The sequence below is a fragment of the Labrenzia sp. OB1 genome (genome assembly GCF_001624695.1).
Classification (GTDB): domain Bacteria; phylum Pseudomonadota; class Alphaproteobacteria; order Rhizobiales; family Stappiaceae; genus Roseibium.
In genome coordinates, this window is record NZ_JSEP01000023.1 from 17100 (window position 1) to 30114 (window position 13015).

At 60.5% G+C, this 13015-nt stretch carries 12 protein-coding genes; 7 read left to right on the forward strand and 5 right to left on the reverse strand.

The window, feature by feature from the left end; genetic code table 11:
• Positions 1–373 precede the first annotated feature (373 nt).
• Positions 374–2044, forward strand: coding sequence for an alpha-glucosidase (locus OA90_RS23000; RefSeq protein WP_082837226.1), 1671 nt, complete (start codon positions 374–376; stop codon positions 2042–2044).
• Positions 2045–2333: 289 nt separating this feature from the next.
• The gene (locus OA90_RS23005) at positions 2334–3122 is read left to right on the forward strand and encodes a glycosyltransferase family 2 protein (RefSeq protein WP_068418196.1); all 789 of its coding nucleotides are present in this window, start codon (positions 2334–2336) and stop codon (positions 3120–3122) included.
• A gap of 33 nt (positions 3123–3155) precedes the next feature.
• On the opposite strand, the gene OA90_RS23010 is transcribed toward OA90_RS23005, so the two are convergent.
• Positions 3156–4349: an HD domain-containing phosphohydrolase gene (locus tag OA90_RS23010; protein ID WP_068418199.1), complete on the reverse strand. Its 1194-nt coding sequence runs from the start codon at positions 4347–4349 to the stop codon at positions 3156–3158.
• 210 nt (positions 4350–4559) lie between these two features.
• On the opposite strand from OA90_RS23010, the gene OA90_RS23015 reads away from it, so the two are divergent.
• Positions 4560–5783, forward strand: coding sequence for a TIGR03862 family flavoprotein (locus OA90_RS23015; protein WP_068418200.1), 1224 nt, complete (start codon positions 4560–4562; stop codon positions 5781–5783).
• Positions 5780–6241, forward strand: coding sequence for a YaiI/YqxD family protein (locus OA90_RS23020; protein WP_068418203.1), 462 nt, complete (start codon positions 5780–5782; stop codon positions 6239–6241). Before OA90_RS23015 ends, OA90_RS23020 begins: the two co-directional genes overlap by 4 nt.
• Positions 6242–6388: 147 nt before the next feature.
• On the opposite strand, the gene OA90_RS23025 is transcribed toward OA90_RS23020, so the two are convergent.
• Positions 6389–6748: a BA14K family protein gene (locus tag OA90_RS23025; protein WP_068418206.1), complete on the reverse strand. Its 360-nt coding sequence runs from the start codon at positions 6746–6748 to the stop codon at positions 6389–6391.
• A gap of 497 nt (positions 6749–7245) precedes the next feature.
• Between OA90_RS23025 and OA90_RS23030 the strand changes: the two genes are divergently transcribed.
• Positions 7246–7458, forward strand: coding sequence for a cold-shock protein (locus OA90_RS23030; protein ID WP_068418209.1), 213 nt, complete (start codon positions 7246–7248; stop codon positions 7456–7458).
• Between the two features lie 123 nt (positions 7459–7581).
• Here OA90_RS23030 and choV read toward each other — a convergent pair whose 3' ends face one another.
• The 3 genes from choV to OA90_RS23045 form a co-directional block, all read right to left on the reverse strand.
• Positions 7582–8625 carry a choline ABC transporter ATP-binding protein gene (gene choV, locus OA90_RS23035; RefSeq protein ID WP_068418212.1) on the reverse strand — a complete coding sequence of 348 codons (1044 nt, stop codon included), beginning with the start codon at positions 8623–8625 and terminating at the stop codon, positions 7582–7584.
• Positions 8625–9464 carry a choline ABC transporter permease subunit gene (choW, locus tag OA90_RS23040; RefSeq protein ID WP_068418215.1) on the reverse strand — a complete coding sequence of 280 codons (840 nt, stop codon included), beginning with the start codon at positions 9462–9464 and terminating at the stop codon, positions 8625–8627. Before choW ends, choV begins: the two co-directional genes overlap by 1 nt.
• A 120-nt stretch (positions 9465–9584) precedes the next feature.
• Entirely contained in the window at positions 9585–10529 is a 945-nt protein-coding gene (locus tag OA90_RS23045; RefSeq protein ID WP_068418217.1) for a choline ABC transporter substrate-binding protein, read from the reverse strand.
• A 207-nt stretch (positions 10530–10736) separates the two neighbouring features.
• On the opposite strand from OA90_RS23045, the gene betI reads away from it, so the two are divergent.
• Both betI and betA read left to right on the forward strand, forming a co-directional pair.
• On the forward strand, positions 10737–11339 hold the full coding sequence (betI, locus tag OA90_RS23050) for a transcriptional regulator BetI (RefSeq protein WP_068418366.1): 603 nt from the start codon (positions 10737–10739) through the stop codon (positions 11337–11339).
• A gap of 16 nt (positions 11340–11355) precedes the next feature.
• Entirely contained in the window at positions 11356–13014 is a 1659-nt protein-coding gene (gene betA / locus OA90_RS23055; RefSeq protein WP_068418221.1) for a choline dehydrogenase, read from the forward strand.
• Position 13015: the final 1 nt, after the last annotated feature.

Sequence of the window (13015 nt, forward strand, 5' to 3'; positions counted from 1 at the left end):
ATAACTTTTTATTTTCATGATATATTCCAATTATTTATTACTTCGCTTTGCTGCGCTATTTTGCATTCCGTGGCGGCGCGCGGACAGGACAGAGCCGACAGGCGCAACCGCCAGGCTGGCATTGGCTCCACTGGACCTGGCGGCAGGACAGCTGTTTGACCGTTCTCCGTTTCCATCCCTCAAAGGAAACCCGCCTTTATCGCGGATAGCTTTTTGCCGGTTGAATTATCGGTTGAGACGCTTGACCGCGGGGAGCGCCGCGTATAGCCATTCAAAGCGCTTTGAAAGTACAATTTCCGCAACAGTATTTTCTGTGTTCAATGCCTCGCAACAAGCGCGCAGATATGAGCGTCATGCGGAACGGAGACGGGTAATGTTCGAAGAAGCCGAAACAGGCCGTGAGGCTGAAATGCCTGAGAAGACGATCAAGGATCCTGACTGGTGGCGCGGCGCCGTGATCTACCAGATTTATCCGCGTTCCTTCAACGACACCGATGGAGACGGGACCGGCGACCTCAACGGTGTGACCGAACGCCTGGATTACATCACCTCGCTTGGCGTGGACGCGATCTGGCTGTCGCCCTTTTTCACCTCACCCATGGAGGACTTCGGCTACGACGTCTCGGATTATGAAGATGTCGACCCGTTGTTCGGAACGCTGGGGGATTTCGACCGCATGCTCTCCGCCGCCCATAAGCGTGGCCTGAAGGTGATCATCGACCTTGTCATCTCGCACACGTCCGACCAGCACCCCTGGTTCCGGGAGAGCCGTGCATCGAGAGACAATCCAAAGGCCGACTGGTACGTGTGGGCCGACGCCAAGGCGGACGGCACGCCGCCCACCAACTGGCTGTCCATCTTCGGTGGACCGGCGTGGGAATGGGACAGCCGCCGCAGGCAGTATTTCATGCATAATTTCCTGGCCAGTCAGCCCGATCTGAATTTCCATAACCGGGATGTGCAGGACGCGGTGCTTTCCGCCGCCCGTTTCTGGCTTGAGCGCGGCGTCGACGGCTTCCGCCTCGATACGGTGAATTTCTATTTCCATGACACGCTGCTGCGGGACAATCCGCCGCTTGATGCCAGCGAAGCGCCTTCCACCGTGGAAGCCAGCAACCCCTATGGCCACCAGGACCATCTCTACGACAAGACCCGGCCTGAGAACCTGCTCTTCCTGGAAAGGCTGCGGGCGCTGCTCGACCGCTATCCGGGGACAACCTCGGTCGGCGAGATCGGTGCGGACGGGCAGGCCGTCGAACTGACCGCGTCCTACACGGAAGCCGACAGGCGCATTCACATGGCCTACAGTTTCGACCTGCTGACGCCGCAGCGTTCGGCCGCCTATATCCGCCGCATCGTCGAGGAGATGAATGAGGGCATCGGCTCCGGCTGGGCGAGTTGGGCACTGTCCAACCACGATGTCAAACGGGTGGCCAGCCGCTGGGGCGAGGGCCTTGACCCGAAGAAATTCGCGCCTCTGGCGATCGCACTCTGCGCTTGCCTGCGCGGCACGCCCTGCCTTTATCAGGGCGAAGAGCTGGGGCTTACGCAGGCCGAGGTGCCCTTCGAGAAACTTCAGGATCCCTACGGCATCCGCTTCTGGCCGGATTACAAGGGGCGGGACGGCTGCCGCACGCCGATGCCCTGGATCAGGGACAATGCCAATGCCGGCTTTTCCGACGCGTCCCCCTGGTTGCCTGTGGCGCCTGAGCATCTGGACCTGGCCGCCTTCGAACAGGACAAGGACGAGCAGTCCGTTCTGAACCGCAATCGATCCTTTTTCGCCTGGCGGCAGAGCCAGACGGCACTCAGGAAAGGCGACATGTCCTTCCTCGACGGTCCGGGCGAAACACTGCTCTTCATCCGGTCCTATCAGGGGGAAACCGTGCTGTGCGGGTTCAATCTGGGCACCATCGCGGAAACGTTCAGTCTGAACGGCCTCGATCTGGAAAACCTGAGCGCACCAGGATTTTCCGGAACCGTGACCGGATCCGAAATTTCCCTGAACGGCCTCGATGCGGTCTTCGCGCGGGTGAAAAGCTGATTTCCAATCGTTCAAAGATGACCCGGCACGTCTGGAGCATACGGCGCTTATCCGGACTCATTTGACCGGCGTTCTTTTGTTTGCCGACACGGCGGATCGCGTGCAGTAGCGGTGTCCCGCACAAAACGCGATCCGGCGGCGTCTGCGGGCAAAGGAACCCGGTCCGCCTGTGGTCGAAAGCTGCCGGATGAACGGCTTTCAGCCACCATGTGGTTCCAAATTTACGTCTGACGCTCTAAACAGGCTTGCCGGCAGTTTCCGGCTCAGACAAACCAATGCCGGATACAAGATGACAGACCGCCTGCCTCTTTCCGTTTTCATTATCGCCAGGGATGAAGCCGACCGGATTTCCCGGCCGATTGAAAGCGTGAAAGGCTGGGTCGACGAAATCATTGTCATCGACAGCGGCTCCAGCGACGACACCGTTGCGGTCGCCGAAGGTCTCGGAGCCCGGGTCCTTCACAACGATTGGCCGGGATACGGCCCGCAAAAGCGTTTCGGCGAGGACGAGTGCCGCAACGACTGGCTGTTGAATCTGGATGCGGATGAGGAAGTCACACCTGAACTGAAGGCCGAAATACAGGCGAAGTTCGCCGATGGAAGCTACCGGGACGCCGATGGCTGGCGCATCATGATCCGGGACATCTATGCGCACGAAAGCCTGCCTGCCCCGTGGGCCTACGGCTATCACCAGATCCGCCTCTATGATCGGCAAAAGGGCCGGTTCTCCACCTCAACCGTCCATGACACGGTTCGCCCTGGCGAAGGCGCGACTATCGACAACCTCGCCGGCATAATGGCGCACCGTTCGATCCGCTCTCTGGACTTTCAGGTCGGCAAATACAATCGCTATTCCGGCATGCAGGTGGAAGACATGCGGTCACGGGGCCGCAAACTGCCGCGCTGGCGCTTGCTGAGCGAGTTTCCGGTGAGTTTTCTCAAAGCCTATTTCGGGCGGCGATACCGGAAGTACGGCTGGTGGGGGTTCATCCTCTCGGTGAACTACGCGCATGCCCGGTTCCTGAGAGTGGCGAAGGCCTTCGAGGCGGACCTTCTGGACAAGCGCACAGCAAAATAGAGCCCCTACCAAAAATTGTGAGGGGCTCTCGTCTCATGCCTCTGCGACCACAGCCTCTTCGGCGGTCTGGCGGCGTTCGACACGGATCGGCTGGCGCACGCCCGTGGTCTGGTGGAAATGCTCCAAACGCCGGATGGTCGTCAGGGTCAGCAAGTGCCCTCGGGACAGGACGAGTTCCCGGTTGCCTTCCGTCAGAGCATCGTCGATCAGGACATCGCCCGGCTTGAGAGAACGGATGTGGCACTGGGTGACAAACTTCTTCTTCTCCTCCGGCACATCGTCCATCAGCACTTCTTTCGCAAGCGCCAGAAGTTCCGGATCGTATTTGCCCTTATTGATCGTCATGGCTTCGAACGCTGCGGCATCCGGACCATTATCCGGGCTCGCATACCAGAGATCGGTCAGAAGCTTGATGATGCGGGCGACCCTCGGGATGTCCTTTCCCTTCGGTCCGTCCTGGGGGAAACCGGACCCGTCATAGCCGCGCGCGGACAGGAACAGATATTCCGAAACTTTCTCAAGCTGCGGAATGTTGGTCAGGAGATCCCGGGTCTGGGCTGGGGATCTGTTGAGAACGTCCCGCTCCTGTTCCGTCAGGCTGCGGGCGGCACGGTAGCGCGACAGAATCTCTTTCGGCAGCAACGCCTCACCGAGAGGAGACAGCATCACCGCCATTTCCAGTTCCCAGGTCTTCTTGATTCCGAGACCCTTGGCAATTTTGAGAGCCTGCTTGCGCACGGTGGACGTGCGCCGGAAGGCTTCGGGATGGAACAGCGCCATCATGTCGATCAGCAACTTGATCGACCCGGCAAGCGTGCGTTCCAGCAACGCCCGATCCTTGGCCAGATGCCGATGATGGCCAAGCGCCGTCTCCACGGCGGTTACCAGTTCCGCTTGCTTGCAGGGCTTTTGCAGGAACAGGAATACGCGGCCCTCGTGCAAGGCGTTCGTGATCGCCTCGGCCGAATTTTCACGCGTCAGCATGACCCTGGCGGCCTGTGGAACCAGAGTTTCACAGGCACGCAGAAACGAGGGACCTCCCCGGCCGGGCAGGTTATAGCATGAGAGTATTACGGCAACTCCGGTGTTCTGCCTGATAAACAGCAGCGCTTCTTCGGATTCCGCAAAGCAGACAACTTTCAGGTGGTCGCCAAACAGACGTTTGACGCCTGCCTGAACGCCATCATCAGGGTCTACAACTACAATCAAGTCCGTGGTCTTTTCCATACCCGGGCTCCTTTAATTGGCGAAGCAAAAACAGGTGGTGCACATCACCTCGCTTCGACTTTAAGAAGATAGTCCCATACGACCGATAACAAATACTTTAAAAATAACTCTAATTTTAATTTCACCACCCTAAGTCTTGGATCCACCGCTATTTTGACTTGTTCAAATTCAACGGTAGCGTTTTGCGTTAAGCCTGATTTATAAGGCCTCATGCTTGCTGTTCTGATTATCGGTGCCGGTCCGGCGGGACTGTTCGCGGCGGACTTTCTGGCCGCGCAAGGCCTTGCCGTCACAATTGCCGACCGCATGCCCTCCCCTGCCCGCAAATTCCTGATGGCCGGGCGCGGCGGCCTCAACCTTACGCACAGTGAGGAGCTGGCGGTCCTTCGCAGCCGTTACCGGCAGGCGGAGGCTTTCCTGTCGCCGATGATCGGGGACTTTCCACCCGAGGCGCTGAAGGAATGGTGCCACGGACTGGGACAGGAGACATTCACCGGCAGCAGTGGCCGGGTGTTTCCGGCATCGATGAAAGCGTCTCCCCTGTTGCGGGCATTGCTGCGCCGGCTGGAGACGAACGGCGTGCGTCTGCTGACACGGCACACGTTCACCGGGTTTTCCGATGACGGGACCGCGATCGTCCAGCCCGAGGGTGGACAGCCGGCAAACTTTCCGGCCCGTGCAATCCTGCTGGCGCTCGGCGGTGCTAGCTGGCCGAAGCTCGGGTCCGATGCTGCCTGGGTTCCCATGCTGGAAAGCCGGGGTATCGGGATAACCCGGTTCCGGCCGGCAAATTGCGGATTCCAGGTGTCCTGGAGCCCTGTGATGAAAGAACGCTTTGCGGGCACCCCGCTGAAGCGCATCGGACTGCACCATGGTGAAACAAGCGTCACCGGCGAAGCCATGGTATCCGAGAGCGGGCTGGAAGGCGGCGCGGTCTATGCCCTGTCGGCGGAGATACGCGAGACAATTGAGGCCGAAGGCTCCGCATCCCTGCAAATCGATCTTCGGCCAGCCAAGACTGCCGCGGCGCTTGCCCGCAGGCTTTCGCGGCCAAGAGGCAAACAAACGGTGTCGACCTACCTGAAGAAGACGGTGAAACTCAATCCGGTGGAACAGGCACTCTTGAGGGAAGCAGGAGCAATTCCACAGGATCCCGAGGCGCTTGCCGCGCGCATAAAGGCGGTTCCCGTGTCGTGCGAAGCGTCCTACGCGATCGGCCGGGCGATTTCCTCCGCCGGTGGCATACGCCTGGATGAAGTCGACGACAGCCTGATGCTCAGGAAGCTTGCCGGTGTCTTTGCCGCCGGCGAGATGCTGGACTGGGAAGCACCGACCGGCGGTTACCTGCTGCAGGCGTGTTTTGCCACGGGGCACCGGGCAGCGCAGGGTGTGTCAGCCTTTCTAAAGAACAGCGAGGGAGAGCCGGGGCAATGACGGTGCTTTATGTGGATGCGGACGCCTGCCCGGTGAAGGACGAAGCCGTCCGGGTGGGGGAACGGCACGGAACACCGATCAAGTTCGTCTCCAACAGCTGGATGCGCCTGCCCGAGGGAGACCTGATCGAACGGGTCGTGGTTGCCGAAGGACCGGACGAGGCCGACAACTGGATCGCCGAGCGCGCCGGAAAAGGCGACGTGGTGATCACCGCCGACGTCCCGCTGGCCGCGCGCTGCGTCAAGACCGGCGCCCTGGTGCTGTCGCACACCGGCAAGCCGTTTCGCGAGGATGCGATCGGCATGCGCCTCGCCATGCGCGACCTCAATACGCATCTGCGTGAAACCGGAGAAATCCGAGAGAGCGGTCCGGCCTTCGGCAAGGCGGACAGGTCGCGTTTTCTCAATCAGCTTGAAACGATCATGCGGGCCGCCAAGCGGATCGCCGAAGAAGGCTGACCGGGCTTCAATCCCGAAAACAGGACAAGCCGGCCGCAGGTCGTGCCGCAAACAAAAATCCCTGCAAGGCGGGGAGGAATTCGCCTTGCAGGGAGTTGCCGAGAGCCCCCTCGGGAGCCGAATGTGCCCGGCGTGAGATAAAGCCGATCAGCGGCAGAACTTGTGCTGACCGGAGTAGGCCAGAAAGTATCCGGTGTTCGGATTGAAAGACCGATACTTGCGGCTGCAGTAGTTGTACCAGGCCGGGCTCCACGGAGCCGGACGATAGACGACGACCGGAGCCGGTGCCGGACGGTAGACCGGGCCGGGATAATAGGCCGGCGGCGGGGCGTGATAACGCGGCTGTGCCAGGGCGGACCCGATGATGGCACCGGCGGCAAGTCCGCCCGCGATGCCGACACCAACCTGCCAGCCCTTGGCAGCTTCGGCGGGTGTGCTCTGTGAGGTCAGGGTTGCTCCGGCGATAAGTGCCAGTGCGGTGGTGGTGATTGCGATCTTCTTGAACATGACGGTGTCCCTTCGTGTTTGTGAGGCCCTGCTCTCCGCCTCAGTTCATGAAGGCACATTAGCCCGGCGTCGCCCGGCACTCTGTGATTGGGGTCACAAGCTGTCACTTTGCGTTTCCCGGCGTTTTTTCAGGCTCTCCCGGCACAGAAAAACCACACCGACACAGACGAATTGCCGACTTCGGCCGTTTCATCGCTTCACGGGCGAGGCATGCTAATTCGCTGAAATGAAAGTGATTTGTTTACTTTGTCATGAGCAGTCACGCCGCTTTCATATCTTTTTCTTGCCGGAAGGCGCAAGCGGACATACAGTATCGGGCATCGGCGCGAGTTGCGCCGTACGGGACATGACGTAGACCCGGTGAGACTGAACTTCGGCGGATGCTCCATTAAGCGCCGCTCTGAATTAACAAGCTTTCCGTTTCTTATTGACTGCTCGTTTATCCGCGCCTTGCCGGACACGAGTGGGGCGCTTTCAACTGACGGAAAGGTTTCTTCATGCGTGAGAACGGCACCATTAAATTCTTCAACCATGATCGCGGCTTCGGCTTCATCACACCGGATGACGGTGGCAAGGACGTGTTCGTGCACGTGACCGCTTTCGAACAGGCTGGAATCGGAACGCCGGTTGAGGGCGCGAAGATCTCCTTCGTCGCCGAAGACGACCGTCGCGGCCGCGGCAAGCAGGCTGCCCAGCTCGAGCTGCTCTGAGTTCAAGAGGCTTTCACCCGCGGCGGCCGAACAGACCCGCCGCGCGTGCACCTGATGAAAACGGGGCCGATAGGTCCCGTTTTTTGTTGCAGGCAGAGCACCGCAGCAGTCGAGCGTGCCTGGCTACAGCATACAGTCCAGCAACTCGTTCTCGCCGATGACGCCGACAATGGCGCCGTCCTTTTGTACAACCACCGGCTCCGCACTGGATTTCTTCAGCCTGGCAACCTCACGGATCGGGGTGTTGGCATCGCAGTTGAGGCCGTTTGCCAGCGAGCCGGAGAGGCTGCCCGGCGGAACCATGATGTCCCGCGCCCTGAGAACGTTCAGCGGGTTCATGTGACCGACGAAATCGGCGACATAGTCGTTGGCCGGTTTCTTGACGATTTCCTGCGGCGTACCAAGCTGGATGACCCGTCCGCCTTCCATGATCGCGATACGCGAGCCGATCTTGGCCGCTTCGTCCAGATCGTGGCTGACGAAGATGATCGTCCGGTTGAGTTCCTTCTGCAGGTCCAGAAGCTCGTCCTGCAGCTTGTCGCGGATCAGCGGGTCAAGCGCCGAGAAAGGTTCGTCCATCAGGAGGATCGGCGCGTCGGTGGCGAAGGCGCGGGCAAGGCCGACACGCTGCTGCATGCCGCCGGAGAGTTCGTGGACATATTTGTCGCCCCAGTCGGTGAGACCGACCAGCTTCAGCTGCTCATTCACCTTCGCCGCGCGCTCCTTCACGGGCACGCCGGCCAGTTCCAGACCGAAGCCGACATTCTCGGCAACCGTGCGCCACGGCAGAAGCCCGAATTGCTGGAAGACCATGGCGACGTGGCTCCGGCGCAGCTCCCGCAAGGCATTCGGGGGACAGCTTGCAGGGTTCACATAGCCCGTGCCGTCAAAGACCTGGACTTCCCCGCGGATAACCGGATTGAGGCCGTTCACCGCACGCAGAAGCGTCGACTTGCCGGAGCCGGAAAGGCCCATCAGCACGATGACCTCTCCCTGATAAATGTCGAATGTCGCGCCGGCCACACCGAGGATCTGGCCGGTTTCGGTCTGGATCTCCTGCCGGGTCTTTCCCGTATCGATCAGCGGCAGCGCCGAGGCCGGGCTGTCGCCGAAGACGATATCGACATCCTTGAAGGTGACGACGGGGGTCTCATTGGAAGTGCTCATCACTTGCCTCCCTCATTCGCGCGGAAAAACCGGTCGAGAACGATGGCAATCAGGACGATGCAGACTCCCACTTCGAACCCTTGCGCGATGTTCATCGTGTTCAGCGCGCGCAACGTCGGGACGCCAAGACCGTCGGCTCCGACAAGCGCGGCGATCACCACCATGGAGAGAGAGAGCATGATGGTCTGCGTCAGGCTCGCCATGATCTGCGGCAGGGCATAGGGCAGTTCGATCTTCCACAGAAGCTGCGAGCGGGTCGCGCCGAAAGCCTCGCCCGCCTCAAGCAGCGCCGTCGGCGTTGAGGCAACGCCAAGCTGAGTCAAGCGGATCGGTGCGGGAATGGCGAAAATCACCGTGGCAATCAGCCCCGGCACCATGCCGAGACCGAAGAGGATCAGCGCCGGAATGAGATAGACGAAGGTCGGGATGGTCTGCATCAGGTCCAGCACCGGGCGCAGCGCCGCGTAAAAGCGCGGATTGTGCGCGCCGAGCACTCCCAGGGGCACGCCGACCGCCATGCAGACGACGGAAGCCGCAAGGACCAGCGCCAGCGTCTCCGTGGTCTCTTCCCAGTAGCCCTGATTGATGATCAGCAGGAGAGAGACCGCCACGAAGACCGCGAAGGTAATTGTCCGGTGCACCGCATACCCGAGCACAACGGCAATGGCGACGACGACCAGTGGCGGCGGGGTCTGCAAAAGCCACAGGATGCCGTCGATCAGTGTCTCCAGAAAAAGCGAAATGCCGTCAAACACCCAATCGGCGTTGTCCGTGAGCCAATCGACCAGGGACCGCACCCAGGGTCCGATCGGCAACTTGTGGTCCGTCAGCCAGTTCAACCCGCAGCCCCTTCTTCTTTGCGTTAAAGACGACGGGGCACCGGCCGTAACAATCGTGCATCGGATCCGCGTTTGCTTGAACGCGGGATGCGCGCGGCCGGCGCCCTGTCAGACTCTCTTCTAGAGGCCGAGAGCGCCCTTCACGGCTGCGAAGCTGTCGCCGCCATCGAAAGTCTTGACGCCGACGAGCCAGTTCTCGAAGGTTGCCGGATGCACTTTCAGCCAGGCCGCTGCGGCCTTGTTGGGATCTTCGCCGTCGTTCAGGATCGCGCTCATGATCTCGTTTTCCATGGACAGCGAGAACTCCAGGTTCTCCAGCAGCTTGCCGACGTTCGGGCAGTCATTCACGTAGCCTGCGCGCACGTTGGTATAGACCGTCGCACCACCGTAATTCGGTCCGAAGATGTCATCACCGCCTTCAAGATAGGCCATTTCGAAGGTGGCGTTCATCGGGTGGGGTTCCCAGCCGAGGAAGACGATATCGCTGTCGCGTTTTCCGGCACGCGCAACCTGGGCAAGCATGCCCTGCTCGGAGGATTCCACCACCTCGAAGCCTTCCAGGCCGTAAAGGTTCTCGTCGATCATGCCGATGATCAGGCGGTTGCCGTCGTTGCCCGGCTCGATGCCGTAGATCTTGCCGTCCAGATCGTCCTTGAACTTGGCGATGTCCTGAAAACTCTTCAGGCCCTTGTCGTAAGTGTACTGGGGAACGGCGAGCGTGTATTTCGCGCCTTCAAGATTGGCACGGACCGTCTCGACGGAACCGTCTTCCCTATAAGCCTTGATATCGCCTTCCATGGTCGGCATCCAGTTGCCAAGAAAAACGTCGATGTCCTTGTTCTTCATGGAGGCGTAGGTCACCGGCACGGACAGAAGCTTGACCTCGGGTTCATAGCCCAGAGCTTCCAGAACAACCGAAGTGGCCGCCGTTGTCGCCGTGATGTCTGTCCAGCCAACATCGGAGAAGCGGACGGTCTTGCAGCTTTCCGGATCATTCGCGAGCGCCGTTCCGGAAAGCATGAGCCCGAGAGCAAGTCCTCCAGCGAGTTTCGCTGCCATTTTCATTGAAATACCTCCTTTGGAAAGTCGACCTGGTTTTTGGTCGCAAGATTATTGTCGCAAGTTACAGGTTCAGCGCATGGGAAATCCACCCCGTTTCTCGACCGGTAGCCTGCCTAAAAGCAATCCAAACATCCACCGGAAAAATTTGCAAGTTTTCATTGATTGATTGATCAATTAAAAATAAGACACCGGATGTATCTGGAGATCGCTATGCCCAAGATCGGAATGGAAGCGAAACGGCGGCGCAGTCTTATCGACGCTACGGTGGATGCAATTCACGAGCGTGGCTACAGCGACGTGACCATGGCACAGATCGCCAAGCGAGCCGGTGTGTCCGGCGGCCTCGTGCATCACTATTTCGGGTCGAAGGATCAGTTGCTCGCGGCGACCATGCGCCACCTGTTGACCGAACTCGGCCGCGCCATCCGCGAAAATCTCGCCGTGGCGAAAACGCCGCGCGAGCGGATCTCCGCGATCATCGCGGGCAATTTCGCCGTCGATCAGTTCCAGCCCGCCGTGATCGCCGCGTGGCTGGCCTTTTACGTTCAGTCCCGGACAACGCAAAGCAACAGCCGGCTGCTGAAGATCTATGCCGCCCGGCTGGCGTCGAACCTCACGGTCGACCTGCGCGCCTTCATGACGCGCCCCGAGGCCCGGCTCGTCGCCGAAGGTACTGCTTCGATGATCGACGGGGTTTGGATCCGCCAGGCCCTCAGCGGTGCGCAGGCAGACCGGAAGACCGCCATTGCGCTGGTCGAGGACTATGTCGAAACCCAGATAGCGGCGCACGCACGCCGCGACGCCGACCAGTGAACCGCCCGGAGCGCTCATGACCTTACAGTTCGACTTCATCATCGTCGGCGCGGGATCCGCCGGTTGCGCCATGGCCTCCAGGCTATCGGAAGATCCCCGGAACAAGGTTCTGGTGCTGGAATTCGGCGGCACCGATGCCGGACCGTTCATCCAGATGCCGGCCGCCCTGTCCTATCCCATGAACATGCCGCTTTATGACTGGGGGTTTGAAAGCGAACCGGAACCCCACCTCGGCGGAAGGCGCCTTGCAACGCCGCGCGGCAAGGTTGTCGGCGGCTCGTCCTCGATCAACGGCATGGTCTATGTGCGCGGCCACGCCTGCGATTTCGACACCTGGGAGGAGATGGGCGCCAACGGCTGGGGCTACCGGCATGTGCTGCCCTACTACAAGCGACTGGAAACAAGCCATGGCGGCCAGAGCGGCTGGCGCGGCACGGACGGTCCCTTGCATGTGACCCGCGGCACCAAGTGGAACCCGTTGTTCCACGCCTTCAAGGATGCCGGGGAACAGGCCGGATACGGCGTGACCGCGGACTACAACGGCGAGCGCCAGGAAGGTTTCGCGGACATGGAAATGACGGTCTACAAAGGCCGTCGCTGGTCCGCCGCCAATGCCTATCTGAAGCCTGCGCTCAAGCGTGGCAATCTTGACCTGATCAAGGGCGCCCTGGTGCGCAAGGTCCTCATCGAGAACGGCCGCGCAGTGGGTGTGGAGTTCGAAACCGGAGGGGAAGTCCGCGAGGCAAGGGCCGGCCGCGAAGTGATCCTGGCGGCCTCGTCCATCAATTCGCCGAAGATCCTCATGCAGTCCGGCATCGGTCCGGCGGCTCACCTCCAGGAAATGGGGATCGACGTGATCGCCAACCGGCCCGGCGTAGGCTCCAATCTGCAGGACCATCTGGAACTCTATTTACAGCAGGCCTGCACCCAGCCCATCACGCTCTACAAGCACTGGAACCTCGTTTCCAAAGCGCTGATCGGGGCGCAATGGCTGTTCTTCAAGCAGGGTCTCGGAGCGTCGAACCAGTTCGAGAGCTGCGCCTTCATCCGCTCCAGGGCGGGCGTCAGATACCCGGACATCCAGTATCATTTCCTGCCCTTCGCCGTGCGCTATGACGGGCAGGCGGCGGCGGAAGGTCATGGCTTCCAGGCCCATGTCGGGCCGATGCGATCAAAGTCGCGAGGGCAGGTCCGGCTGACGTCCGGCGACCCGCACGGCAAACCCTCGATCCTGTTCAACTACATGTCGCACGAGGAGGACTGGGAGGATTTCCGCCGCTGCATCCGCCTGACGCGGGAGGTTTTCGGCCAGGAGGCATTCGCCCCCTATCGCGGCAAGGAAATCCAGCCGGGAGATGACGTCCAGAGCGACGATGCGCTGAACGACTTCATCCGTGAACACGTGGAAAGCGCCTATCATCCCTGCGGAACCTGCAAGATGGGTTCCACGGACGATCCGATGGCCGTTGTCGATCCGGAATGCCGGGTGATCGGCGTCGAGGCCCTGCGTGTTGCCGACAGTTCCATTTTTCCGCAAATCACCAATGGCAATCTGAATGCTCCGTCGATTATGGTCGGGGAAAAGGCATCCGACCATATTCTCGGCAAGGACCCGCTGCCGGCGTCCAACCAGGAACCCTGGATCAACCCGGCGTGGGAAACCAGCCAGCGCTGAA